Origin of the sequence: Undibacterium sp. Di24W (assembly GCF_049340325.1) — a bacterium.
Classification (GTDB): Bacteria; Pseudomonadota; Gammaproteobacteria; order Burkholderiales; family Burkholderiaceae_D; genus Undibacterium.
The window spans coordinates 379,145-405,368 of record NZ_JBMPOP010000005.1 but is presented as its reverse complement, the minus strand read 5'-3'; the positions used below and the strand labels follow the sequence as shown (position 1 = coordinate 405,368).

Annotated in this window: 19 protein-coding genes; 14 read left to right on the top strand and 5 right to left on the bottom strand. The window is 46.2% G+C overall.

The genetic code is table 11. The annotated features are described in order from the left end of the window. The first annotated feature begins 169 nt into the window (after positions 1-169). The 5 genes from ACO0KZ_RS13285 (at position 170) to ACO0KZ_RS13265 (ending at position 5,460) form a co-directional block, all read left to right on the top strand. Complete coding sequence (locus ACO0KZ_RS13285; RefSeq protein ID WP_422995923.1) at positions 170-958, top strand: MBL fold metallo-hydrolase; 789 nt, start codon at positions 170-172, stop codon at positions 956-958. Positions 959-1,211: 253 nt separating this feature from the next. Further along, on the top strand, positions 1,212-2,306 hold the full coding sequence (locus ACO0KZ_RS13280; protein ID WP_422995921.1) for a metallophosphoesterase: 1,095 nt from the start codon (positions 1,212-1,214) through the stop codon (positions 2,304-2,306). A 254-nt stretch (positions 2,307-2,560) separates the two neighbouring features. Further along, a complete protein-coding gene (locus ACO0KZ_RS13275; protein ID WP_422995919.1) occupies positions 2,561-4,195 on the top strand; it encodes an ATP-binding protein in 1,635 nt (544 codons plus the stop codon). 37 nt (positions 4,196-4,232) lie between these two features. Then, complete coding sequence (locus ACO0KZ_RS13270) at positions 4,233-4,907, top strand: response regulator (RefSeq protein WP_422996053.1); 675 nt, start codon at positions 4,233-4,235, stop codon at positions 4,905-4,907. A gap of 112 nt (positions 4,908-5,019) precedes the next feature. After that, complete coding sequence (locus ACO0KZ_RS13265; RefSeq protein ID WP_422995917.1) at positions 5,020-5,460, top strand: hypothetical protein; 441 nt, start codon at positions 5,020-5,022, stop codon at positions 5,458-5,460. A 116-nt stretch (positions 5,461-5,576) separates the two neighbouring features. Here ACO0KZ_RS13265 and ACO0KZ_RS13260 read toward each other — a convergent pair whose 3' ends face one another. Next, positions 5,577-6,086 (bottom strand): hypothetical protein, encoded by a 510-nt coding sequence (locus ACO0KZ_RS13260; RefSeq protein WP_422995915.1) that lies wholly within the window; start codon positions 6,084-6,086, stop codon positions 5,577-5,579. Between the two features lie 273 nt (positions 6,087-6,359). Between ACO0KZ_RS13260 and ACO0KZ_RS13255 the strand changes: the two genes are divergently transcribed. Beyond that, a complete protein-coding gene (locus tag ACO0KZ_RS13255; protein ID WP_422995913.1) occupies positions 6,360-7,433 on the top strand; it encodes a 3-deoxy-7-phosphoheptulonate synthase in 1,074 nt (357 codons plus the stop codon). A 47-nt stretch (positions 7,434-7,480) separates the two neighbouring features. Further along, complete coding sequence (locus ACO0KZ_RS13250) at positions 7,481-8,125, top strand: DUF2242 domain-containing protein (RefSeq protein ID WP_422995911.1); 645 nt, start codon at positions 7,481-7,483, stop codon at positions 8,123-8,125. A 154-nt stretch (positions 8,126-8,279) separates the two neighbouring features. Here ACO0KZ_RS13250 and ACO0KZ_RS13245 read toward each other — a convergent pair whose 3' ends face one another. Further along, positions 8,280-10,520 carry a penicillin-binding protein 1A gene (locus ACO0KZ_RS13245; protein WP_422995909.1) on the bottom strand — a complete coding sequence of 747 codons (2,241 nt, stop codon included), beginning with the start codon at positions 10,518-10,520 and terminating at the stop codon, positions 8,280-8,282. 582 nt (positions 10,521-11,102) lie between these two features. Between ACO0KZ_RS13245 and ACO0KZ_RS13240 the strand changes: the two genes are divergently transcribed. After that, positions 11,103-11,381, top strand: coding sequence for a hypothetical protein (locus ACO0KZ_RS13240; RefSeq protein ID WP_422995907.1), 279 nt, complete (start codon positions 11,103-11,105; stop codon positions 11,379-11,381). Positions 11,382-11,403: 22 nt separating this feature from the next. Here ACO0KZ_RS13240 and ACO0KZ_RS13235 read toward each other — a convergent pair whose 3' ends face one another. From ACO0KZ_RS13235 to ACO0KZ_RS13225, 3 genes are all read right to left on the bottom strand, one after another. Then, the gene (locus ACO0KZ_RS13235; RefSeq protein ID WP_422995905.1) at positions 11,404-13,152 is read right to left on the bottom strand and encodes a tetratricopeptide repeat protein; all 1,749 of its coding nucleotides are present in this window, start codon (positions 13,150-13,152) and stop codon (positions 11,404-11,406) included. Positions 13,153-13,441: 289 nt separating this feature from the next. Beyond that, the gene (locus tag ACO0KZ_RS13230) at positions 13,442-15,187 is read right to left on the bottom strand and encodes an ABC transporter ATP-binding protein (RefSeq protein WP_422995903.1); all 1,746 of its coding nucleotides are present in this window, start codon (positions 15,185-15,187) and stop codon (positions 13,442-13,444) included. Between the two features lie 44 nt (positions 15,188-15,231). Then, positions 15,232-16,983: an ABC transporter ATP-binding protein gene (locus ACO0KZ_RS13225; protein WP_422995901.1), complete on the bottom strand. Its 1,752-nt coding sequence runs from the start codon at positions 16,981-16,983 to the stop codon at positions 15,232-15,234. 1,369 nt (positions 16,984-18,352) lie between these two features. On the opposite strand from ACO0KZ_RS13225, the gene ACO0KZ_RS13220 reads away from it, so the two are divergent. The 6 genes from ACO0KZ_RS13220 to ACO0KZ_RS13195 all read left to right on the top strand — a co-directional run bounded on the left by ACO0KZ_RS13220 (position 18,353) and on the right by ACO0KZ_RS13195 (position 26,094). Next, the gene (locus ACO0KZ_RS13220) at positions 18,353-22,036 is read left to right on the top strand and encodes a response regulator (protein ID WP_422995899.1); all 3,684 of its coding nucleotides are present in this window, start codon (positions 18,353-18,355) and stop codon (positions 22,034-22,036) included. 335 nt (positions 22,037-22,371) lie between these two features. Further along, positions 22,372-22,800, top strand: coding sequence for a DUF1924 domain-containing protein (locus ACO0KZ_RS13215; protein WP_422995897.1), 429 nt, complete (start codon positions 22,372-22,374; stop codon positions 22,798-22,800). Between the two features lie 9 nt (positions 22,801-22,809). Then, positions 22,810-23,316: a diheme cytochrome c gene (locus ACO0KZ_RS13210; protein ID WP_422995895.1), complete on the top strand. Its 507-nt coding sequence runs from the start codon at positions 22,810-22,812 to the stop codon at positions 23,314-23,316. Beyond that, the gene (locus ACO0KZ_RS13205; RefSeq protein ID WP_422995893.1) at positions 23,288-24,064 is read left to right on the top strand and encodes a cytochrome b/b6 domain-containing protein; all 777 of its coding nucleotides are present in this window, start codon (positions 23,288-23,290) and stop codon (positions 24,062-24,064) included. The genes ACO0KZ_RS13210 and ACO0KZ_RS13205 overlap by 29 nt, the downstream gene beginning before the upstream one ends. Next, positions 24,065-24,748 carry a winged helix-turn-helix domain-containing protein gene (locus ACO0KZ_RS13200; RefSeq protein ID WP_422995891.1) on the top strand — a complete coding sequence of 228 codons (684 nt, stop codon included), beginning with the start codon at positions 24,065-24,067 and terminating at the stop codon, positions 24,746-24,748. It abuts the gene before it with no gap. Next, positions 24,745-26,094 (top strand): ATP-binding protein, encoded by a 1,350-nt coding sequence (locus tag ACO0KZ_RS13195; RefSeq protein ID WP_422995889.1) that lies wholly within the window; start codon positions 24,745-24,747, stop codon positions 26,092-26,094. Before ACO0KZ_RS13200 ends, ACO0KZ_RS13195 begins: the two co-directional genes overlap by 4 nt. Positions 26,095-26,224: the final 130 nt, after the last annotated feature.

The window sequence follows — 26,224 nt, the reverse complement described above, 5'->3', positions numbered from 1 at the left end:
TGTCCGGGGCTTTTTATTGACCACTGTACAAGTTAAATGAGTCAACATTCTTTCTGCATTTGCAGCAAAAACTTAATCCACATCAAATTTCGAATTATTGCTTCAAGTAAAATCGATTCTTGGTATCTCGCTAAGTGCTTAAACTTAGCGCAAAATAACAGGAGTCCGCGTGGCGATTGAACTTTTCAACAATGGCAAACATAGCTGCATCATGTTCAATGACCTGGTCACAGGCTCTACCGAAGATGCCGTGCAAGCCAACCAATTCTTAATAGTCTCAGGCGGTCAAGGTGCCTTGATTGACCCATCTGGCAACATCACTTACAACGCCCTCACCTTGGCGATGCAAAAGTATTTGCCTAAGAAGAATCTAGAATTCCTGTTCGCCTCACACCAAGATCCTGACATCATCGGCGCGCTTGACAAATGGCTCTACAGCACCGAATGTCATCTCTATGTATCACAACTATGGGCACGCTTTGTGCCACACTTTTGCAACTTGAATCGCGCTGATGGCCGAATTATTGGCATTCCGGATAAAGGTATGCCAGTGCCTATGATTGCGTCTACGCTGTACGCGGTTCCTGCGCATTTCCTGCACGCCGAAGGTAACTTCCAGTTTTACGACAGCACCTCAAAAATCCTGTTTTCTGGTGATATGGGTGCGTCGTTGGTGGATGCCGATAGCATTCATAAACCGATCACCAGCAAAGCCGAATTCTACGACCAACTACCTAGTATGAGCGGTTTTCACAGGCGCTATATGGTATCGAATAAGGTCTGTCGATTTTGGGTCAATATGGTGCGTCAAATGGATGTCGAGATGTTAGTGCCGCAGCATGGTCGCTACATGACAGGTGAAGCGATTCCAGCCTTCTTAGATTGGATAGAAAGCCTACAATGCGGGATAGATCTGTTCACTCAAGAGCATTATCGTTTTCGGCCCGTGCCAGCATAAACAACTGGCTTGGCGTTCTGCCCTTCATTTTAATACGCCTGCCGCACAGATACTCCTAATGCTGGTTCATGTGCAGCACGTAGATTCATTTTACCTCTGATGTCGAAAAGGTATACAAAATGAAAAGGCGTTATATAAGTGTCCACTAAACAGAACTTCGTTTACCATATGGCCGTTCTATTTGCTTAGTTGACTCGCTTAGTTGATTCGCTTAATTGACTAATTCAGTCAATTCACCTGCTCAGGTTAAATAATGAAACTAATTCCAGCATTACTTTGTTCAGTCTTGATGACTTTCCTTACCGCGCCAACACAGGCGCAACAAGACGATGGTCCCCATGCACGCTACGTCAACCAGGGAATAGAAGCACGTTGGTTGTGCGAAGGAAAATTAATACAAAAAAACTATACGACAGCCATAGGCAGCACTATCGATCCTGTTTGTGCTTTTCCTGCCAGCATCGTGATTGATGAAAATTCCTCTGTTTATACGGTCAGCACCAAGTACCAAGCAAAAAAAATCGCGGCGCTCAGCGACATTCACGGTCAGTACGGCAGTTTAAAAACTCTGCTGCAAGCACATGGCATCATAGGCCAAGATTTAAACTGGACTTTTGGTGATGGCCATTTGGTCATCGCTGGAGATATCGTTGATCGCGGACCACAAGTGACAGATGCACTGTGGTTGCTATATCGACTTGACGCCCAAGCCAAAGCTAAAGGTGGTCGATTACATGTTTTATTGGGTAACCATGAAACCATGATCATGGCCAATGACCTGCGTTACGTAAACGAAAAATATGTTAACGTTGCGCGCGAATTGGGCGTCAGCTATCCAGAATTATTTGGCGCAGATACGGTACTAGGACGCTGGCTCAGAAGTAAGCCAGTGATCGTTCAAATCAACGACAGTCTATTTATGCATGCGGGCTTACATCCTGACTATCTGAAACTTAAGCTATCGATCAAAGAAGTTAACCAACAATTTTCTTCATCCTTGGGACTAGCTAAAAGTGATATCAAAAAGCAAGTTCATTTGAGTTTTTTATATGGCAGCCTAGGGCCGATTTGGTATCGCGGTTACTTCAAAACACCTCAATTGCCAAGCGACGAGCTTGATCAACTATTGCGACAGCTAGAGGTCAAACGCATAGTCGTTGGACACACTACGATGTCCGGCATTTTATCTCATTACCAAGGCAAAATATTCTCCATTGATAGCGATATCAAGAGCGGCAAATCAGGTGAAATTCTCTTAATCGAAAACGATATATGGCGTCGCGGTACCTTGCAAGGTGAAAAGCTGGCCATACCAGAGAACACTGCCAGTACAATTTTCGACAATTAAGTAATCTTAGAATTTCAATCGAAAAAAACTATTTCCAATTATGGAGAAATAATGGAGATAGTGAATCACAGCAAAAAAAATTGTGCGATCTCACATAAAAACATCTTTTATTTAATGTGCGTCGCTTAAAGCTTGGCAAGCTAGCTGAGCCACACTACACTCAACGCTGGCTCATCATTTCGCGAATGTCTCGCTAATTTTTTGTGAAATTTTCTATCGGCTTACGTCTTTTTTTTGCAGTGCTACTCTCTATCATGAGCGTTGCACTAATCAGTCTGCTTGTCATGAGCGAGAAGGTAATATCCAATTTTTCTGATTATGCCGCCAACATTGACTTAGATCGTTTGCATGAAGTTTCGAATGAATTGAGTGCTCAGTATAGGATCAATCGGGATTGGTCTTTTTTACCAAATACATCGGAGGAACAGCGCCTCTGGTTCGGCAAAGAGTTAACGCGCATTCACGAAAAGCGCGAAGGTAAGGCACAGCTTAAGGGGCCTGCAGCCAATCCAGAGCCAAAATCTCATGCAATCACGACAGCAAAATCCGCGGAGACTCTAGCTGCAAAATTACCTGAATTACCACCATCTCGGCCCTATAGAATCGCACCACCGGAGCCACCCGCGCCGCAAGCAATTCCAAGTCCTCCTGAACCGCCAGCCCCCCCTCCTCTGCCACCACTGCCGTCGCCTATGGGTGCACAAGAAACTGTAGTGCCAGTAGCGACCAACATACAAAGCAACGACGCGAACAAAGCTGTTGGTATTGAAAAAGGCGATCTCTATCTGCGTATAACTTTACTCGACAAAGACTCGCACTATTTAGCTGGCCTACCCAATAATCCTTTGGGAGAAAATTTCCGCTATCTGTATCTCGATGGCGAACAAATTGGCTACTTATTGGTAAAGAAAACGACAAGCCAACCAGATCAGTTTGCGAGTATTTTTTTACAAAACTATGGTCGCAGCATCGCAATGATAGGCGCACTCAGTGTCTTGTTAAGCGCTGTCGCAGCAAGCTTGCTGGCGGTGCATTTTCGTCGCCCTATCCGCAATCTAGCCGATGGTGCAAAACAACTGTCTGAGGGGCGTTACAGCACACGACTTAACATTAATCGTAGTGACGAGTTAGGAGAGTTATCTCTTAGTTTCAACACCTTAGCCGAAAAGCTAGAGCAAGCAGAAATCAGCCGAAAACAATGGGTAGCCGATACGTCACATGAACTACGTACGCCAGTATCCGTGCTGCGCGCGCAAATTGAAGCAATACAAGATTGTGTAAGAACTGCCAGTCCAGACAATATCGCGCTTCTGTTACGTCAAGTCACGTCACTCAACACATTAATTGATGACTTATATGCGTTAGCGCGAGCTGATATTGGTGAGCAAGTTTTTCAAATTCAAACGCTTTGCCTCAACGATTTAATCGATGAAGTACTGAACAGCTTCGCAGAAAAATTTGAACGAGCGCAGCTAATTCTAGAAACAGTATATCGAAACCAAACCACAGAGAAAATTTACCTCAACGCGGATCCAGAGCGCCTGCGCCAAGTGTTTATTAATTTACTAGAGAATAGTGTTCGTTATACAGCGTCGGGCGGTCATATCCATCTCGACATTGTACAAAAATCCGAAGGCGCAACATCACTCATAGTCATTACACTAAACGATAGCGCACCAGGAGTGCCTGAACTCGCATTGAAAAGTCTAAGTGAACGTTTCTTCCGCACTGAAAGCTCTCGTAATCGCCAGCACGGTGGTTCTGGACTTGGGCTGGCACTGTGCCGTCGCATCATAGAAGCACATGGCGGAAGCATCCATTTTTCGCACGCCGACTTGGGTGGTCTATGCGTAACAATTCAATTAACGCAAACTCAGCCCAAACGTTAAGCTCACTACGACACCATGTCCACTACAACAAAAAAATATACTGATCGTCGAAGATGAAAATGATTTGTCTGCTTTGATCGCCGATTACGCACGTCATGCCGGATATCAGGCACATATCATCTCAGATGGCCAGGCGGCTTTGCTCCACATCAAAGTACAGGCACCGGATTTCATCGTGCTCGACTTAATGCTGCCAGGATTAGATGGACTAAACCTTTGTCAGGAAGTCCGCCGTTTTTCTCAAGTACCTATTTTAATGCTGACAGCTAAGGTTGAAGAGGTTGATCGTCTTCTTGGCCTAGAGGCCGGTGCCGATGACTACTTATGCAAACCCTTTAGTCCGCGCGAATTGATGGCGCGCATCAAAGCCATATTAAGACGTAGCGAACCCAAAGATGCGGCGTCAAACCCATCCTACGATATAAGTTTCAATGTGGACGAGGCAGCACAAACAATCACTCTGAAAGGAAAAACGCTGGATCTGACGCGCAGCGAGTACTTAATCTTAAGGACTTTTATCGCTCATCCAGGTCAGGTCTTTTCACGAATGCAGTTATTAGATCGCTTAAGCCAAGATAATTTCAACGTCACCGACCGTGCTATTGATAGCCACATCAAGAATTTACGTAAAAAATTAGAGCTGATTCTGCCAGAGATTCAGGCTATCCATTCCATCTATGGACTGGGATATCGCTTCGATTATCACGATTAATCTAGCGCCTACATATTATCTCCACAATTGATTTGCATCATGTCTGCACTGAGTAAACGCGCAAAGGCACTAAAACCACGTGTTTGCTTTTATCAATCTACCTGGAGAAATCATGAAACCTATCATTGCTATTTTATTGTTTGCCGCTTTGGGTGCGACAGGTTTAACGCTGGCACAAAACAGAATCAACGTTGAGTTCAAAGATAAGTCGGGCAAAGTCATTACTATCATTTGTGATGAGCATTCAACAAAAAAAGCATGCATCAAGCCGCCACCACCGCCTGCGCCACCCGCTTTACCCCCAATGCCGAATCCACCTTCACCGCCACCGCCGCCAACCGTGGCTGACCTATCAAGCCCACCAGAACCGCCTAGCCCTCCAGAACCACCAGAAATTATTATTCCCGCCGAAGTACATGCCGCATGCAAAGGAAAACCAGAAGGAAGTGAGGCTAGCTGGAAGCAAGATTCCTCTACCAACTACAGTGGAACTTGTGTCAAGCAGAAAGGGGAAATGCGGCTAGACGTTTCACATATTTCGATTCGCAAATAGCGCCTAGATGAATAAAGTCTAGGCCGTTCACGCGCGAGTCTAGATGCACTTCATTTGATACTTTGCCAAACTGGCTACTGCCCTAGTTTGGCAAAGCAAAGTCAAAAAGCTAGTGTTCAGTTTAACATCCAAGACATCGCTTTTTTGAAAATGCCTTCGCGCACAATAGGAGCACTGTTACCTTCAACTTCAGTTTCGGCTTTTTCTCTGTCCAAATACTCACGTAACGCAGACTCGTGACGATAGCGTGTCTGGAATTTCAGATCTGCTTCGCGCACGCATTGCGTGATAATGGCTTCCGCTTGAAGTGCATCAATTTCAAAAAAGTCTTGTTCGCGCCGACCATGACGCAAGCTATGGATAGCCTGAAAAATAGCATCTAGGGCTCCGCCGCTATCCTGCGCTCGTAATTCAAATATGCACTCAAAACTGCCGGGAATGGTATTGGTCTTGTCGCGATTTAATTCTAGAGCTTTAGCCCAGCCCGAGCGACGGCTCAAACCTATCTGCAGCAATCCCTCTTTTAAACCGGTGTTACGCAGCACGTAAATATTGCCCGGGACGCCATGCAGACGCTTTGGTTCGCTATAGCGCCCATTTTGCTGAGAACTTGATGAAGACTGCATAGAAGCACCTCTATAATTTCAATAAATCGAGTTGCAACTAGTGTAAGAAAAATGCTTATTACCTGATCAAAGGAATAGACGCAAAAAATACCTTCTATTCTAGTTCCAAGTCGATAAAGCCTCGAATAGTCACAAAAAATCTCGATCAAACTCAAATTGTGATCATTCCGACATCTAAAGAGTAGCTTGCGGCACAACCTTAATGAGCCGCTGCCCTATAATAGAAGGCAATCTATCAACATCACCTGCACTTATCCTTTACTCCCGTCACTTATGAATAGCCAAGACTTAGAAAACATTAATGTCAGCTCGTTTGCACCTATGCCAACGCCGGAAGAATTACATGCAAAATTACCCTTATCTGAACATGCAGCGGCCGTGGTCGATGCCGGACGTGAAGCGCTGAAAAATATTTTGGATCGCAAAGATGATCGATTGATCATCGTTGTAGGTCCCTGCTCTATCCATGACCCCATCGCAGGACTCGATTACGCGCGTCGCTTAAAAGCTTTACAAGAAGAAGTAAAGGACAGCATGCTGCTAGTCATGCGTGTGTATTTTGAAAAGCCACGCACCACAACAGGATGGAAAGGCTATATCAATGATCCTTTGATGGATGATTCTTTCCAGGTTGATCTTGGCATGGAAAAAGCCCGCCAATTTTTGTTAGATATTTGCGAACTGGGACTACCAACCGCGACCGAAGCACTAGATCCAATTTCACCACAATACTTAGGTGATTTGATTGCCTGGACCGCCATCGGTGCGCGCACAACAGAATCACAAACTCATAGAGAAATGTCGTCAGGCTTATCAACCCCAGTGGGATTTAAGAATGGCACGGATGGTGACATCAGTATCGCTATCAATGCGATTTTATCTGCGTCACATCCACACTCTTTCCTTGGTTTGAATGGGCAAGGCAAAGTCTCAGTCGTGCGCACGCGCGGCAATCAATATGGCCACGTAGTATTGCGTGGTGGTGACGGTCGCCCCAACTACGATACGGTGTCGGTAGCAATGGCGGAGCAAGCATTAAAAAAAGCAAAGCTGCCTGCCAATATTATTGTTGATTGCTCGCACGCGAATAGTTACAAAAAACCAGAGTTGCAACCACTGGTGATGGCGGATGTGATTAATCAAGTAGTCAATGGCAATCAGGCTTTGGTCGGGCTTATGATTGAATCCAACATTGTCGCTGGCAATCAAAAAATTCCAGCAGATTTATCACAATTAATCTATGGCTGCTCAGTGACTGATGCCTGTGTAGATTGGGCGAGTACTGAAGTGATGATACTCGAGGCGGCTACGCGCTTACGTCAGCGCAATAAACATGTCTCAACGTAAAATCGATGCGTAGAATCTTATGAACTTTTTCTAACAGAATGTGTTTTATGGCTTTCTCAAGCAAATCAAGCTCTTTCCTGTTTGCTGGCAGCATGCTGGCACTGAGTGGCCTTTTAAGTGCCTGCACTAGTACCGGTACTCCGGGCAAAACTGCCGTCGCACACAAAGATGAATTTGGCATGTCCGATATGTTCACCTATAGCTTTCCCAGTAGTGATAAGGAAGGCTGTGAGGCATCCAGACGAGCTTTGCTAAGTCAAGGTTACATCATTAGCGATGCTAATAGCAATAACGTTAAAGGTCGTAGAAAATTTCAATCGGATGATGAAACTCATGTCGAGATAGAATTTAACGTCGTGTGCGCGCCGAATAGCAAAGGTAGTAACAGCACCACCATTTTTATCAACGCGGTACGTGACCGTTATTCACTCAAGAAAAACAGCACCAGTGCTAGTTTGGGTGTAGGTGGAATAGGCTCGATCTCCCTGCCATTTGGTGCCAGCAATGATTCTATGGTGAAGGTCGCTAGCGAAACGATTGCCGATGCTAAGTTATATGGTCGATTTTTTGATTTGGTAGAACGTTATTTGGATGATGTCAAAAAATCCGATGAAACTGAAAATGGAAGCACTTCAACTGCAGCTTCCAGTATTCCTGCGCAACAGAAGGAGCAAGCAGGGCAATTGAATTAAGCTTATTTGCAATACACATTCGAGGAGCTGCAATTCGTCATGATCTGGTCACAATATAGGGTTATGCTGTGAACTCATCTGACTACTCCTCCAAGGGTGTGGATTTGGCCCGCATAGATTGCGGGCCTTTTTTTAGCCTGAAATTTACAAAAAATTATTGTTCTGGAGGCAGTGTAGTCAGGGGCTCAGTGATATCTAAGGTTTTCACACCACCGCCGTTTTCATATTCAGCATACATCCACTTTCCGTTCACGTTCACAAGATTCTCAGGCACGGCACGGACAAATTCTGGCTTACCATTTAAGGCATGACGCATCGCATCTATCCAGATTGGTAAGGCGACGGTCGCGCCAAATTCTCTACCACCTAAAGATTTCGGCTCATCAAATCCCATCCAAGAGACTGCCACAATATTTCCCGCATAACCCGCGAACCAACCGTCAACCGCATCGCTGGTGGTACCTGTCTTACCCGCCAGATCACGTCGTCCTAATTTTTGACTAGCTGATGCACCTGTGCCAGAGCGCACCACTTCGCGCATCATACTATCGACCACAAAGGCGTTGCGGCTATCGAGTACGCGCAAATCTTCAGTAGGCAACGCCGGCACATTCGCTTGAAATAACACCGTGCCCTTGGCATCGATTACTTTATGAATCAGCCACGGCTTAACCTGGTAACCGCCGTTCGCAAAAACCGCATACGCACCGGCCATTTGCAACGGCGTGACTGATCCAGTACCGAGAGCCAAGGTCAAATTAATCGGATGCTTGTTCTGATCAAAACCAAAACGCGTTAAATAGTCGCGACCGTAACCGGCGCCTACCGCTTTCAAGACACGCACCGCTACGACATTTTTGGATTGCGCTAAAGCGCGTTGTAGTTCAATGGGTCCATCGTATTTACCATCATCATTACGAGGGTCCCACTTAAGCTCTTCTTCTGTAGTTTGCGACAGAGGCACATCGTTGATTAAGGTATCCGGAGAAAAACCTTTTTCTATCGCGGCTGAATAAATAAATGGCTTGATCGCCGAGCCGGGTTGACGCCAGCCACTGGTGACATGATTAAACTTCTTACGATTAAAATCAAAGCCACCAACCAGTGCACGATATGCGCCATCATTCGCGTTTAATGAGACGTATGCAGCATCTACTTCCGGTGTTTGTGTAATCGACCAGCGTCCTTTGCTGTCTTGCATGACACGTATCAAAGCACCTTCGCGGATTTTCAGATCACGATTCGCTTTCGACTGCAATGCGGCGGTAGCGAGACGTAATCCCTCTCCGGTAATTTCGACTGACTCGCCCGTTGCGAGATCCGCTTTAATAAGTTTAGGAGATACTGAGGTCACGACCGCAGAAACCAAACCTTCACTAGAAGGATATTTTTGCAAAAATTCATCTATAGCGTCATCGCGCAGATCTTCGCGGGTTGGCAACTCAATGAAAGCCTCGGGTCCGCGATAGCCGTGACGCTGATCATAGGTCAACACATTGCGACGTAAAGATTCATATGCAGCGTCTTGTTCATCTCTGTCTATCGTCGTGATCACTTTCAAACCCATGGTATAGGTTTCTTCTTTAAATTGGGCGTAGATGCTCTGACGCACCATTTCAGCCACGAAAGCTGCATGCGATTCAAACTGCGGTACTTTGGTCACTTGTATACGCTCTTTCGAAGCAATTTCGTACTGTGATTGGGAAATATCGCCGTGTCTCAACATACTTTGCAACACCAAGCCTTGCCTTTGTTTAGCACGTTCAAAATTAACGGCGGGATTGTGACGCGCAGGATTTTTCGGAATACCTGCCAGCATGGCAGCTTCAGCAATTGAAATATCTTTTAGCGATTTATTGAAGTAAGTGCGTGCTGCGCTAGCAAACCCATGCGTACGTTGGCCAAGATAAATTTGATTCATATACAACTCAAGAATCTGATCTTTGGTCAAGGCATCTTCTATGCGCCGCGCCAACATAATCTCACGCAATTTGCGGGTAATGGTTCTTTCGCGCGTCAAAAAGAAATTACGCGCGACCTGCATGGTAATCGTGCCACCGCCTTGTGGATCACCGGTCGCCGTCGACACGACCGCACGCGTCATACCGATGTAATCGACCCCATGATGTTCATAAAAACGTGCATCTTCTATGGACAACAATGCGCGCTTCATCACATCGGGAATTTGAGCAATGGGGACAAAATCACGATGCTCTTCACCAAATTCGCCAATCAAGGTGTTGTCGGCGGTATAAATACGCAAGGGAATTTTGGGTTTGTAATCCGTCACCGCGGTCAATTCTGGCAAACCTGGTGCTAATACCAAATAAACATAAGCCAACATAGACAGAACAAAAACTGTCAACGCCGCTGCAATAGCAAGTAACCATTTCATAAGTGTCAACCAACCTGAGGGTGGGTATGATGAAAACGCACAGTGTAAACGGACTCAAGCACGCTGCAAGACTTTTCTTTAGCTGGTATCGCATTTTAATACCCGGCAGCGCGTTGTTCAATCTGCTGCAATCATGCTTAGCCAGCCAAATGAAGAAAGCCTAGTCTAGCGGATTGTTCTATTAACTAAGTCTTTATGTTCACGATACGCAAGCGAAACAGTCCTGCAATATTCAGCGCTATCCTGTTACTGCATCTGTGCTTGCTATTTGTACTATTTATTGTCGACGAACCTGCAAGAAACCTTAGCAAAAGCCCACGAAAAAGCACACACGTAGTTTTTCTCACTGCGATGAAACCAGCGTTACCATTGGTGCGAGAAAACCACACTCAGCCAAAATTGGTCTCCCTCCCTAAACCAGCAATAACATCAAGGATTAGTGCAATAAGTATCACTAGCAATTCGCCTGCCTATAATTCTTTACCGATCACGTCCGAACCCATCACACCCGAAACAGCTAAGCTCAGCACTCAACCAATCGATCGGAATGTCAAACAGTTGACCCAGCAATTAGAAAGGGAATTGCGTTTCGAAAAACAGAAAGAGGAAGCAGCTAAACCACCGAATCAGATCGCGCGTGAATATTGGGAAAAACAAAACCATCCCTACAAGGATAAATGGGAAGAACTAGCCCATAAAATTGAACAAGCGGGGGTACCACGCGACCCACAAGTGGAAACTTTCAAAGCACCTGATGGCACACAAATCACAAAGATTGGTGACCGATGCTACAAAGCACCCGATCCCGGACGAACTTATCTACATCAGGCAGAAGCGCGCAGAGTCATTTGCACGCGGTAAATATGCAATTGTTCATCGACGATCATTTCGAATGATCGCAGCCAGTCTCTGAAGCCCACTGAGCCAAGCGCAATGCCAACGATTCGATCGTATCATCCCAATTTCCTGATCTGGTTTGGCGAAAAAGTGTCATGACCTCAGGATACCAAGGCGAATCTGAACGGTCATCGAGCCAGCGCCAATCACAGCCATGAGCTGGGAGTAGAACCCAACAAGGTTTACCCAAAGCGCCCGTGAGATGTGCTACTGCAGTATCTACGCAAATAACGAGATCGAGCTGCGTCACAATTGCTGCAGTATCCGCCATATCCAACATATTCGCTCCGAGGGCAATAATTGGTTGCGTGTCAGGTGCATGCATGACCTCTTCTTCTGCCTGCAGTTTTTGCAAACTCACAAAAGTAATATTCGGCACACGCCACAATGGTCTGAGAACGCTTAAATTAGGCAAGGATCGGTTGGCGTCATTTTTATGCAGTTTATTACCTTTCCAGACTAATCCAACCTTCAAACCTGAAGCCGGCAAATGATTACTCCACCGTTTAATGCGGTCTGGTCGCGCGTATAGATAAGGTAATTTGTTGGGTATGTTTTCGAGCGTCGTTGAGAAATGCAAAGGAAGACTCATGGGGAAGCACCAAAAGTCGTGCTCATCGACTTTAATTGGTGCAACATCTATGACAAACTGATCGACACCATCCGCTGTTTCGAGCAGATCCTTTAATGGTGCCGGGCCGACCAAAGTAAGCCGAGACACGCCGCATTGCTTCAACAATGTCGCATAACGAACGAATTGAATATAGTCGCCCAATCCTTGTTCGTACCAAATCAACAGGGATTTATCCTTTAAGGGTTCACCATTCCATTTTGGAAAAGAAAGCTGCGGTAATATCGCAGTCGAATTCGCCAGCCTTGGATCATAACGGCTTTCATGATAATGCCAAGCTTCTTCGTACCTTCCTTGCGCCAATAACACCATACTTAAGTTATGCACCGCAATGAGGAATCCGGGTCTAAGCTCGAGCGCTTTTCGAAAACAAGTTTCGGCTTCAGAAAGACGCTTTGTATCCTTTAATATATGACCTAAATTGCAATATGCCTCGACAAAGTCACTCTTAATCGAAACCGCATCACGATAACAAGCTTCCGCTTCGGCGTACCGCTGTAAAGCCCCAAGAATATGTCCGAGATTGAAATAGGCTTGACTGAAATCAGGATTAATTTCTAGTGCGCGCCTGTTCGGTCTTTCGGCTTCCACAATTCGGCCTTGTGCGACCAAGGAAACGCCTAGATTAAAGTGCGCAATTGCCGAATCTGGCTTTAGCTCGATGCACCGCATATAGCAGGTTTCGGCTTCCGAATGTTTAGCTTGTTCGTCGAGGGTAAGCCCCAAATTGATCAGAGCCTCATGAAATGTCGGGGCGACCTCGAGTGATTTGCGATAGCAGGTTTCTGCTTCAGAAAGCATTTGCTGCGCATAATAGACGTCGCCGAGTTTATTATGTGCCTCCGCATCCCGGCTATCAATCAAGATAGCTCGCTGAAAGCATTCAGCAGATGCGGTCCATTGCCCTTCTTTGAAAAAACGATCTCCGGTATCTTTACAATGTTGAGGATCGTAGGGCAATACTTCTCCGGGACTTAATTCGTTCAAGCAAGAGATGCTTTCGCGATAATTTTTACTGTCCTCCCCTTCGGTGCTTTTACCCTCGTTTTTTACTGTGTTTGATGCTTTTCCGCTTCGAAACAGGCTGGCGATTTTCTTAAGCATTGACACTTATTCCTAATTTCTAATTGATTGAACAATTGGGATCTCGAATACTTTGACCAGCAATGTAACTCCTGATGATCATTGCCTGATTATAAATGAGGCTGACTTATTTGTAGCGCATCGCTTGGTTTTACTCGATTCCCACATTCACTTTTATCAATACATTCCAAAGCATCAAATGAGACTCAAACGCTCTAGTTTTCGATAATTTCCGAAGTGGCAAATAAAGCGCTGCTTAGTGCCATAATCAATGCTGCGTTATAGTCGTACACGATCATCGTATTCGTTCTCATTCTTCCAAGGTTTGCAATAAATACAGTTTTTGATATAAACCATTTTCTATAGCCATTAGGTCCATGTGATTTCCCTGCTCTACTAATCGTCCATGGTTCAACACGATAATTTGATCTGCATCGCGTATCGTCGATAGTCGATGGGCGATCGCCACCACGGTGACACTGCCGCACAAGTCGTTCAAGGCTAACTGCACAATTTGCTCAGTTTCGCTATCAATATGCGAGGTCGCTTCATCCAGAAATAAAATCTTCGGTTTTCCTGCCAAGGCACGTGCAATTGCAATTAGTTGTTTTTGACCAGTAGAGAGTTTCGCACCACCCTCACCTAAAGGCGTCAAATAGCCATGCTCTAATTGCAAAATAAAATCATGCGCGCGTGCGGCTTTGGCTGCGGCAATAATATCTGCCTCACTGATATCGCGTCCCATCGCAATATTCTCTCGCGCGTTCGCAGCTAGCAAGAACGGTTCTTGCGGCACCAAACCAACACTGGCACGAAAATGTTCATCACTGAGTTCAGCCAAATCCAAACCATCAACCAAGATCCTGCCACTCTGCGCAGTGTAAAAGCGTAACAACAAACTTAGCAAAGTCGATTTACCGCTACCTGTGTGACCAACGATACCGTAGAAACTACCTGCGGGTACCGTCAAATCAACATCATGTAAAACCACTTGCGCAGGGTCATAGCCAAAGCATACTTTGTCCAGATGTAGCGCGCCTTGCGTAATTTCTGCGGCATTATCTTTTGCTGGTGCTGTCGCTTCTTGCAACAAAGTATTTACTCGAGCCGCAGATACGACTGCTTGCTGAATTTGTCCAAACTGCAAAGTAATTTGTATCAGTGGATCGACTACCCTAGCGATATAACTGACGAAAGCATACAAAATACCAACTTCCAAACCAGAAAAATTGCGCTGTCCGAAAACAAAGATAACCACAACTAGCAACAAAGAATTCAGCAAATCCAGCGCAGGTCGTAACAACCAGGCATTGGCGCGCAATTCATCGACCCGCGCCGCATAATGTTTTTGATTGGTCACTTCAAAACGCTCGCCGAAACCTCGTTCAGCATTACAAGCCTGCAAGGCGCTCATACCATTAATACTCTCCGCTACCTGGGCATTAATATCACTACGCATTTGACGGGCACGGGTTACCGCAGGTGCGCTCCAACGCTGATAAAACCAGACTATCACCACCACTGCAGGAACTAGCATTAGAACGATCAACATCAAACGCCAATCCAACCATGCCATCGCAACCAAAGCACCCAATACTACAATCGAGCTATCGAGCATGACGAATAAGACTTGCACATATAAATTCTTAACCGCTTCAGTATCATTGGTCACGCGACTAACCAGTTGTCCGGTAATGGCCTTATCAAAAAAAGCCATAGGTAAGCGCAGGACATGGGCATACACCTGCTCACGCAGACGGCGCACCGAGCGCATCGCAACACCCGCCAAGCGCGACAACTGCAGATAACGCAACCAGGTCGCCAACCAGCCTGTAAGCACAAAAGTGAGTAGCAAGCCCGCCATCATCCACATATCATTATTTCGTGGCAGCAGATAATGATCAATGAAGGCCTTGCCTAAAATCGGACCAATAGCTTCCAAGCCTGATGCCAAGAATAAAAAGAAAATGCCCAGCACGACATGCCGCTTTTCTGGTTGCGCGGCTTGCAGTAAGAGTTGTATGGCAAGTTTTTTTTCTGATACTACTGGTTTCATTGTGTTGCTCTTCAAATTCTATTTCACATACGGCTTTTTTAAAATTAAGCTGCCTCAAGTGCCGCTTCTAACTGCTGGTACTTCCACTGGCTCGCATACCAAGTATCGAGTTCTAATAACTGTTGGTGTGTGCCCTGCTCAATCAAGGCGCCTTCTCGCAACACAATAATATGATCGGCTTCGGCAACAGCACTCAAGCGATGACTAACAATAATCGCACTACGTTCAGGCCGTGCAGCTCTGAGTTCTGCCAAATGCCGCAAGATGCGCGTTTCGGTATCGGTATCGACTGCCGACAAAGCGTCGTCCAACAGCAGCAATGGGCTTTCTGTCAGCAAAGCCCGGGCAATCGCGACACGTTGTTTTTGCCCGCCCGACAAGGTCACTCCACGCTCGCCAACTGGTGTATCGTAGCCTTCTGGAAAACGCAAAATGTCATCATGAATCGCCGCCAAATCTGCTGCATGCATGATTTGCTCACGTGTCGCTTGTGGATTCGACAAAGCGATATTGCTGGCGATAGACGCGGAGAACAAAAAAGGCTCTTGCGCGACCCAATTAATCGCGTTGCGTAAGCGTTCTAAGGGATAGGCATGCAAATGGTGATCCCCCCAAACCAACTGCCCTTGCGCAGTTTCAAACTGACGCAGCAGCAACCTGACAACTGTCGATTTACCAGCGCCAGTTGGACCAACAATACCTAAAGTTTGTCCTTCCGTCAGAGTAAAACTAAGTTTCTTCAATGCCAAATTAGTTTGCGCCGGATAAGAAAAGCTGACGTCTTCGAAACGCAGTTCGCCAGCCGGATCAAGTTTCAATTGTCCCAAATCTTGTATCACTAAATCAGCTTCTAACACAGGACGCAGGCGTCCCCAAGCTGCCTTACCCCGTTCCAGCAAAGACAGCACCCAACCCGCAGCAAACATAGGCCATATCAATTGACCTAAATACATACTAAATGCGGTCAAATTACCTATCGTCATTTCGTTCTGCCATACCAGGTATGCACCGACACCCAAAGTCAACGCGCCAGCAGCCGTCAAAGTCACCCCTACTGCCGGTTCATACGCAGCTTCCCAACGTTGCGAACTTAAACTAGCCGCTGCTGCATCTTCTGCCAATTGGGCAAATTGTGCCGCGCTGCGCTGCTCCAGACCTAACACTCGTAGAGTACGAACACCAGAGATGGTTTCTTGCACATGATCGTTGAGCTTACTAAAGCGTTCCAAAGAATCTTTGGACGCATCATGAACATGATGCGTAATCCGTTTAAATGCCCATGCCATAAAAGGAAATGGCAATAAAGTCGCTAATGCCAGACGCCAATCCACACCCAGCGTCATCATACTAATCACCAACACAAAGGTCATCAGACCATCAAATCCTGCCAAGGCGGCTTCACCGGCAGCAAGCTCGATCGCATCGGCATCATTGGTACCGAGCGCCATCAGATCACCGGTGCGCTGCTGCTGAAAAAAAGCGGGGCCTTGCAAGCTCAGTCGTTGATACAAACGCAAACGTAGTTGCGCGCCCAATTTATAAGACGCGGCAAATAACTGTAAACGCCAACCAACACGTAAAAAGTAAATCGCAACGCCCATCATGACAACGGTCGCAAGTTCCCACACTAAAGCCTCTCCCGCCAAATTTTGCTCCACCATGGCATCAATGATGTGACCAATCTTACGGGGAATCAAAACGGTAAATGCCGCCACCAAAAACAACATGACAGCGGCAGCGACGTACGCTCGCCAGTGTTGGCGGATAAATTGTGCAAGCAGTTGGTACAAGGTCATACTAGGGCTTTCAATTCAGAATCTTTCGCCGCAGAGGCGCTGAGTTCGCAAGGGGAAATTTCGAGAAAAAACTCTGCATGCTCTGCGACGCTGCGGCAAGTACTTTCTTATCTCATATATTCTTAAAAAATGAATAGCTTCTCACTGATATATCCGCGCGTCGCGCTTTGTTTGTAGCTTCAACATGACCGCCGTCGATATTCTCGCAATACCAAGCCAACATTTTTGTTTTGAAATTTTCAAAAAAATTTCATTAAAACCACTAAGTCTCAGTCAACATGCAGTAAGACGAATAGGCATTTCGTCGATCGATTAAGCGATCTTTGACAGTATGACACAGCCACCGGTTGGCGTAAAAGGACAGAAGCTAACAAGCGGCCTCAGCCATTTTAATGACTGGGAGCATTGACGACATCTACCCGGTGGCGCCTAGCAGCTTACCCGACCCATCGTGACATCCAAATGAGCAAAGGTTGAGTTCGCACCTGAAAAACTTGAAAAACGATTAGGCGAGATCATCATGAAACTGGGCATCGCATCACGAACTATGCTCGCTTAATCCCCCAAGATCTGACACAGATCAATCTTCTGCTTCCTTATCTTTAGCCAGTGCCGCGATTGCATCAACTTGGCGTAACGTCGCACTTGCTATTCGATTGGCAGTAATTACTTATTGGGCCTGGCAGTGGCAACAAGCTCCCACCACTAAGCAAACTCAAACCAGCAATCAAACCAGAGCTGCCGATCAAAAAGACACCAAAGAAAACGACGACTACAATTTTCAAAAAAATGGGATCGGCGCCAACTAACACTATCTTTAGTGAAAAATAAGACAGCGCGACAACTGCAAAGACCATTGCTTTCAGTGCGCCGATTGCTGGATCTAACGACCGCTTTTTTTTAAGACATATTCAGCCATTAGCGGAGTCACAGTAACTGCAACCGCGACGGCAACGGCAACGGCAACGGCAACGGCAACGGCAACGGGGTTATAGCATTCGTGACATGTTTTTTGATAAGAGAACCCCTTACGCCATGGGAGTTTTTTTGCGCAAACCAATTTCAGGCGCACCAAAGCTCGATTTTGACGTTTTTTCTATCGTCTTTTTGGTGAAATCCAAAATCTAAAACGAAAGTTGAAAAAACTTTATTTTACCAAGCCACAAAGCGTAGATTCCCACCGAACAATATGTAATACTCAATTTAATAAAATAATTCCTTGAGCTTATTTTTGCCTCTTTCTTAACTGGTCGTTTGTTGTTCTTGATTCAAAAAATAAAGCACAGCACTGTAGCCGTCGAAACACATACTTCGAAGGAAAAGCTCAGCCATGCGCAGGGAAATATTTTCAGATCACCAGTTCAAAATCATGATGACTCTGCTCATCGTGATCGTTGGTTCGCTCGACCTTTGGGCAAGTTTTCATTGGGAACGTGGCGGTAAACCTGGTGTTGCCGGTACATTTGCCGTCGATCTAGGCAAAGCCGATGAAAACTATCGCCTTCCAATAAAGAAATTGCAGCATGGATCGCCTTTGTCTATCGCGGGTGCAAGTGTTGGCGATGCCATAAAATTTGATCATATTGGTGACCATGGTCGCGCCCTCGATACTCGCGAATGGATAGGACTGACCATCTATAAACAGGCGAGTCCTCTTTACGGGGAACACTTTTTATTGCAACCAAAGGAAAATCCTGAAGTTACCAATAATCCTATAATCGCTTCAGCAACAACTTTTTTACAGTTGATGACAACCTATCTGGTGATTGTCATAGTATCGCTGCTTTCATGGCGACAAGCGAGCAGTGTGCCTTTGCGCTTTCTCGCACTAGCAATGCTGACTATGGTCATGGACACCGTACTTGACTTAATTCCCGGTGGTGGTTTGCAAGATTTTTTGACTATCTATATCAACCCGATACAACTTTTTGTTGGGTATGTTTTCTTCAGTTATTTTTGCCTCATATATCCGGCAGAGCAAGCACATTGGCGAAAGGCATGGGTCAGATTTGGCTTTTGCCTGTACGCGTTCATGTATGCAGCATATGCCTTATATCACCTGCTTAACGCTCTTGAGTATTTGCCGTGGCTTATTAGAGAACAGGTTAACGCGCAATTGTGGCGACATGTTTTAGCGATAGTGTCGGTCTGTATTTCCATTGGAGCGCTTGGCTTTTCGTGGATAAGTAGCCAAGGTTCCACAAGACAGCGTTTGGGTTGGATAACCATTTGCATGGGTGCCCAGTATTCCACCTATTTGTTTAATAATGTTGTTGACGCGTTTGGTCTTAACGCTAACCAGGCATTCTTCTATTTCTTTAAACTTGCGACGATTTTCTTCGCCTATGCTGGGCTAGGGTATGCATTACTTCGTCACCGGTTATTCGATTTCAGCTTTGCGATTAATCGACTCAGCGTCTATTTCCTAGTTGGTTTGGTCTTGCTTGGTGTATCTGCACTTATTCAGAACTGGTTTTCTCCCCTTATTGACCTGAAAGAACGTAGCCAGACCTTACTACTTGATATCGTCACGGGAATAGTATTGATCGCAATATATAAGCCTATATTGGCAATGGCTGAAAAAGCTGTGCGGACTTGGTTATACCCGCGTTGGCGTGCACAGGAAAAAGCATTGCGTATCGCTATCGGACAAGCAGGATTGGTACGCGATCGGAGTTCTTTAATCGATCATTACCTCATCGCGTTAAAACAATATACTGGTGGAGCAAACTCCGCTTTATACCGATGCGATCATAAAATTTGTATTAAAGAAACCACCGCAATAGTAGATGCGCCGGACCAATTTCAAGTTTCCGATGTTGATATGGTACGTATGTTAGCGGGACAGTTTCCGAAAATATTGCACGGTATCGCTGGTGACCATGCACAAATCGTTCCGTTCACACATAGGGAACGACTTACAGGCTTTCTCTTAATAGAAAGCAAGCCAGATTTTAACCTGTATCGACCAGATGAAATGCGCTCTATTTCCTACGCCGCAAACATACTCAATCAAGACTTACAAGCTGAATCAAATCGCATGCATCAACGCGTCTTGGCTGAAAAGGCTCACGCTGAATTCAAAGCACGCGAGACTGCAGAACACGCAAATCAAGCAAAGAGTTCATTTCTCGCGAATATGAGCCATGAAATACGTACGCCAATGAACGCGATTATTGGTCTGGCCTACTTGTCTTTGAAGACGGAACTCAATACAAAACAACGTGACTATGTGAATAAAATTCACCATGCCGGAAATTCTCTGTTAGGTATTATCAACAATATTCTGGACTTTTCAAAAATTGAAGCAGGGAAAATGGATGTAGATTTCGCCCCGTTTTCCTTAGACACTGTAATCAGTAATGTGGATACGGTATGTCTCCAAAAAGCGCATGAAAAAGGGCTGAACTTTATCCATGATATCCCGCCGGAAATTCCGCGTAATCTGATCGGAGATAGTTTGCGCCTAGGGCAGATCTTGATCAATCTAGTCAACAATGCTATCAAATTCACCGAGAGTGGTGAAGTAGCAATTATTGTGCGACTTGAAGAATCATCACTCTCAAATTCAAGCGAGAAAGAAAATCGCGCGCTTAGTATCAAGTTTTCGATTCGCGACACTGGCATTGGCATGACAGCAGCACAGCTCAATAAACTGTTTTCGGCTTTCTCTCAGGCGGATGCTTCGACTAGTCGGCGCTTCGGTGGAACCGGCCTAGGGCTATCGATCTCACGTCAGCTCGTTGCACTTTTAAAAGGAAAACTTAGTGTCGAAAGCGATGCAGGGCGCGGCTCATTATTTGAGGTAATACTTCCTTTCGAAACCTGCGGTGAGACCGCTTTTTCTACTCTTACCCCCCCTCCAGGACCGAATACTCACTTCTACAGAGATGCCTTGATTTTGCTGGTTGAAGACAACGAAATTAATCAACAGATAGCCGTGGAATTGCTCGACACAATAGGTGTGAAGGTCGAGGTTGCCGGAAGTGGTCGACAGGCTTTGGAGAAACTAGAGCGTGCTGAACTCAAAAAATACGATCTTGTTTTAATGGATTTAGAAATGCCTGATATGGATGGGCATCAAACCACGATAGCTATTCGAGCGCAGTCGCGTTGGCAAACTTTGCCGATCATAGCCATGACTGCACATGCAATCGAAGACGTCAAACAACGTTGCATTGACGAAGGCATGCAAGAGTACATTTCAAAACCGGTACAACCTGAAGCGCTCTTTACTATGGTTGCACGATGGTTAGGCGACAAGATCGACATTGAAAGAAGGCAGCATAGACGCCTCGATAATACCGAACATCAGAAACTGGAACTCATGGCTTTGACCCAAATTGATAGTTCCCGCGGCCTTAGCAATATGCATGGGAATGTCGATCTTTATTTTGATATTCTGAGACGATTCCGTGACGGACAAAAACATAGCGCAGATAAGTTGGAAACACTGATAGCTCGAGGTGAACTTGCCGAAGCACTACTGCTTGCACATACGCTAAAGGGTTTGTCGGCAAGTATTGGTGCATCGCGAGTGGAAAATGACGCATTGACGCTAGAATCTATCCTAGGATCAGCGTCACAAATATCAACAGACTCTCGATCGGAATCGGCGCACCATTCCGGAGTTTCCGAAAGTTTGCAGAATGAATTTGTAATGGTGGACATTGACACGATTAGAGAACAACTCAACGTTTCGCTCGCTGCATTATTAGCTGAAATTAACCAGCACTTAGCCACCAATGCGCCACCCGATAACGATGAATCCGAACGAGAGAACTTCGATTTAGTCAATTCAAATCTCGATGTCTGGGCAATCGTCAAGGAGTTGCTAAGTTTGTTAAGCAACGACAGTGGCGATAGTCCGACGTATTATCAGCAGAATAGACGGTGTTTCTTGAACGTATTCGATGAGCTTACCATTGCGCAACTTGATCGGCATATAAGGCAGTTCGAATTTGACGATGCGGTTAAGCTACTTTCTACTTTTAAAAAAATACAGTACGAGCACAATGTTGTGCCTGATGCGACACAAACATCGCTAACTTGATAGGTAATTTCTAATCAAATCATATTGAGCAATGGACATAGTCAGCTAGCAAGGTGTGCATTGCTCAGTAACCTGATTTCCGTGAGAAACCTATCGTACTATCGAGGCAAAACATGCAGGAAGTCGTGTCTTGCGAAGATGTAGAAACACTCGCTGCATTAAAGAGAAAGTGTCTGCACAAAAGTGAAAACGCTGCTTAATTAATTCATACAGAACTGACACAAATCAAACTTCTGCCTCCTTATCTTTAGAAAGCGCATGGTTGCAGCAAGAACATAGCAAACCTTAAGACAACTTTAAGATTCATACGCCAAGATGTAACACATGGAGGCGCTATGAATCAGATCACATTTCTCAACAAATTCAGTAAACCCGTATTGCACCGCTCGCTCAGCCTCGTGCTGATGTGCGGCCTCGCAATCTCGGTAACGGCAAGAGCGGAAACGCCGCAGAGCATTCTCAAACAATATGAAGCTCAGTCTAAACTGGCGGGATCGCCTAGCCGTGGACAGGTTTTATTTACCACCAATCATGGCCATGATTGGAGTTGTAGCTCATGTCATGGCAATCCACCCACCCAAACCGGCAAGCATGCATCAACCGGGAAAAGCATCACACCGTTAGCACCAGCCTTTAATCCCGAACGATTCACCGACACCAGCAAAGTCGAAAAATGGTTACGTCGCAATTGCAATGATGTCCTGGGACGGGAATGTACGAGCGGAGAAAAGGCCGACGTCATCAGTTGGCTGATCAAACTCTAGGAGCCAAAAATGTTAAATATCAAGCGCCAACCATCATCGGCACAGAGTAACAGCAGCATCAAAAGCCTGATATTGATGATCGGCCTGAGCGGCTTTCATCTGGCAATGGCAGACGATAAAGCGAATCAAGCAAGCATCCCTGCACTCCCCAAATACCAGCAAGAGTGCGCAGCCTGCCATATCGCCTATCCAGCAGGCATGTTGCCGGCGGCTTCATGGAAGCGTCTGATGAACAATTTGCCCAATCACTTTGGCACCGACGCGTCACTCGATGCCGCCAGCGTGCAGCAAATCAGTCAATGGTTGCAACAATACGGCGGCACCTACAAGCGCGTCACCACAGACGCGCCACAAGACAGGATTACCAAGTCCGCTTGGTTTGTCCGCAAGCATGACGAAGTTTCAGCACAAACTTGGAAACTAGCGGCAGTCAAAAGTCCATCCAATTGCATGGCCTGTCATCAACAAGCAAATTTAGGAGATTTCAATGAACAACATGTCCGCATCCCCCGCTAGCGCTAGCGACGCTAATCAGCAGACAACAATTTCAAACGCAGAACTCGCCAGTCACAGCAAACCCGACTATGTCAAAGTATGGGATCTACCAGTGCGTCTAATCCACTGGTTAATTGCGCTCTGTTTCACAGGGGCTTACTTGACAGCTGAAAGCGAAAGCTGGCGTCTACTCCATGTGACGCTGGGCTACACCATGGCTGGCTTAATCGCTTTCCGTATTATTTGGGGTGTGATCGGCACTCGCTATGCACGCTTCTCTGAATTTGTCCGTAGTCCGAGCGCCGTGTTTCAGTATTTACGCAGTCTCATGACAAAATCACCTGAACATTTCACAGGACACAATCCAACTGGTTCCATCGCCGTCCTCTTATTACTAGGCTTGGGTGCTGCGATTAGCGTCTCGGGCTACGCCCTGTATAACGATCTGGGCGGTGAGTTGATTGAGGAAGCGCATGAACTACTTGCGAATACCATGCTCGCCATCGTGTTTATTCACATCGCAGCGGTTCTCATCTCTAGCCACCTGCACAAAGAGAATCTGCCGCTGGCCATGATTACTGGAAAAAAACGTCGTATTGCCAGCGCCGCCATCGCATCAACTTGGCGTAGCGTAGCGCTTGTAATACTATTGGCGGTAATTGCTTTTTGGGCTTGGCAATGGCAACAAGCACCGACAGTTCAACAAACTCAAAGCAACAGTCCAATCAGCACAGCCGATCAACCAAATAGCAAAGAAGACGACGACTAAATGCGCATCTTATTAGCAGAAGATGATTCCTTACTAGGCGACGGTCTACAAGCTGGACTCAGACAATCTGGTTTTCAGGTTGACTGGGTTCGCGATGGCCTAGCAGCTGAACACGAGCTGCGTGCCCTACCGATGAATGGCAGTAGTTATGCTGCGGCTATTCTCGATCTCGGTCTGCCGCGCAAAGAGGGTCTAGACGTACTAGCGTCGATTCGTGCTAACGGCATCAGTACACCCATTCTCATTTTGACCGCACGTGACGCTTTACCTGACAAAGTGCGCGGCTTGAATCTTGGTGCAGATGACTATGTGATCAAGCCAGTCGATCTGGAAGAATTAGCCGCTCGTCTTCGGGCTCTTGTGCGCCGATCACACGGACAGAGTCAGGAGTGTTTGCGAGTGCAAGACTTGGTGCTGGATCCAGCCGCGCGCAGTGTCAAACTGCAACAAGAATCGATCAATCTTTCTGCGCGCGAATTCGATGTGCTCATGGCCATGATGCTCAATGCCGATCGCGTTTTATCGCGCGAACAGTTAGAGCAACATCTGTATAGTTGGGGTCAAGAAGTCGAGAGTAATACGGTCGAGGTTTACATCCATAATCTACGCCGTAAATTGGGGCTCGGGTATATTCATACTGTGCGTGGCGTTGGTTATCTTTTGCAAAAGGCAGCAGACCATTGAAAACGACCAAGCCTGGCTCGCTGCAATCGCAATTAATTACACTCGTACTCGGTACCGTGGTTGCGATATTTATCTTGATCGCCAGCTTGACTTGGTTAGACGCCAGTCATGAAATTGATGAAATTCTCGATAGCCACCTAACCCAAGCAGCATCTTTATTGGTGGTACAAGAAGCCAATGAAGTCGGTGAAAATGAACAGCAAATCGATGCGCCGATTTTGCATCGCTATGCGCAAAAAACTTTGTTCCAAGTATTCCACGAAGGTAAGCTCAGCCTACGCTCTGCGAATGCGCCAATCACACCGATTCAAGCCATTGATCAACATTTCACTGCAGGATTCAGTACGATACAAATCGGCCAAGATTCCTGGCGGGTCTTTGCAACCGATGGTGCCGAAAATGACATTAAGGTTTTCGTCGCAGAAAAACTAGAGACCCGCGCATCTATCCTACAAGCCGTTTTTCGTAGCATGTTAGTGCCGCTAGGCTTAGCCTTGCCTGCTTTAGGAATTGCCATCTGGTGGGCGATACGACGCGGTATGCGTCCACTACGAGTACTCAGTCACAGCCTCCAACAACGCAAAGCCGGTTCACTTGAACCACTGGCCACCGAATTCTGCAATATTGAAATCCTACCGATGCTTAAGGCACTCAACGATTTATTCCAACGTACCAATGACTTGCATAAGGCGGAACAACGCTTTACTGCCGATGCCGCACATGAATTACGCACACCGATTGCAGCGCTGCGTACACAAGCGCAAGTCGCCATGGCCGAGACTGATCCCGTCCTGCAAACACGCGCCTTACAAAACACACTCGCCGCTTGTGATCGTGCCAGTCGCTTAGTTGATCAATTATTGACCTTAGCCAAGCTAGAGAATCAGGCGCAAGTCGAGATGCATGCCTGTCACTTGTCACAGCTCATCAAACAATGTATGACGGACTTGGCACCGCGCGCGATCCATAAGCAACAGCAATTGGGTTTTGATTATGATGAAGCGGTATCTGACGAAATCATAGCGAATGAGGTGCTATTGTTGGTTCTATTTAGAAATCTGATCGATAATGCGATTCGCTACAGCCCGCCACTAGCGATCATCAATATCAGCCTTTCCATAAACCATGACAAGCTAATAGTAGTGATCGAAGATAGTGGAAAAGGACTGGATGAAGCCGCAATTCAGCAATTGGGCGAACGCTTTTTCCGGAGCTCCGAACAACAAGAAAGCGGTAGCGGTCTGGGTTGGTCCATCGTGCGGCTCATCGCTCAAGTTCATCAGCTCACCATTCAAGTCAAACCATCAGAAAATCTAGGTGGACTCGCCATCCATATTCATTTCTAAATTCAACCCAGAATGTCCATTGGGATTTGAGACGATAAGCGCGACTCACCCAATCAATCGACATCCTGTGTGTGTTAACTCCACGCTCACTCGCAATGGCGCGCTTGGCGAAAGGGGCATGATGTAAAGT

What these genes read in the sequence shown, in the direction of transcription:
- ACO0KZ_RS13280 (WP_422995921.1), top strand. Translation starts at nt 1,212, where the DNA reads ATGAAACTAATTCCAGCATTACTTTGTTCAGTCTTGATGACTTTCCTT.
- ACO0KZ_RS13230 (WP_422995903.1), bottom strand. Translation starts at nt 15,187, where the DNA reads ATGAAACCAGTAGTATCAGAAAAAAAACTTGCCATACAACTCTTACTG.
- ACO0KZ_RS13235 (WP_422995905.1), bottom strand. Translation starts at nt 13,152, where the DNA reads ATGCTTAAGAAAATCGCCAGCCTGTTTCGAAGCGGAAAAGCATCAAAC.
- ACO0KZ_RS13265 (WP_422995917.1), top strand. Translation starts at nt 5,020, where the DNA reads ATGAAACCTATCATTGCTATTTTATTGTTTGCCGCTTTGGGTGCGACA.
- ACO0KZ_RS13275 (WP_422995919.1), top strand. Translation starts at nt 2,561, where the DNA reads ATGAGCGTTGCACTAATCAGTCTGCTTGTCATGAGCGAGAAGGTAATA.
- ACO0KZ_RS13200 (WP_422995891.1), top strand. Translation starts at nt 24,065, where the DNA reads ATGCGCATCTTATTAGCAGAAGATGATTCCTTACTAGGCGACGGTCTA.
- ACO0KZ_RS13215 (WP_422995897.1), top strand. Translation starts at nt 22,372, where the DNA reads ATGAATCAGATCACATTTCTCAACAAATTCAGTAAACCCGTATTGCAC.
- ACO0KZ_RS13245 (WP_422995909.1), bottom strand. Translation starts at nt 10,520, where the DNA reads ATGAAATGGTTACTTGCTATTGCAGCGGCGTTGACAGTTTTTGTTCTG.
- ACO0KZ_RS13210 (WP_422995895.1), top strand. Translation starts at nt 22,810, where the DNA reads ATGTTAAATATCAAGCGCCAACCATCATCGGCACAGAGTAACAGCAGC.
- ACO0KZ_RS13220 (WP_422995899.1), top strand. Translation starts at nt 18,353, where the DNA reads ATGATGACTCTGCTCATCGTGATCGTTGGTTCGCTCGACCTTTGGGCA.
- ACO0KZ_RS13250 (WP_422995911.1), top strand. Translation starts at nt 7,481, where the DNA reads ATGGCTTTCTCAAGCAAATCAAGCTCTTTCCTGTTTGCTGGCAGCATG.
- ACO0KZ_RS13225 (WP_422995901.1), bottom strand. Translation starts at nt 16,983, where the DNA reads ATGACCTTGTACCAACTGCTTGCACAATTTATCCGCCAACACTGGCGA.
- ACO0KZ_RS13255 (WP_422995913.1), top strand. Translation starts at nt 6,360, where the DNA reads ATGAATAGCCAAGACTTAGAAAACATTAATGTCAGCTCGTTTGCACCT.
- ACO0KZ_RS13260 (WP_422995915.1), bottom strand. Translation starts at nt 6,086, where the DNA reads ATGCAGTCTTCATCAAGTTCTCAGCAAAATGGGCGCTATAGCGAACCA.
- ACO0KZ_RS13205 (WP_422995893.1), top strand. Translation starts at nt 23,288, where the DNA reads ATGAACAACATGTCCGCATCCCCCGCTAGCGCTAGCGACGCTAATCAG.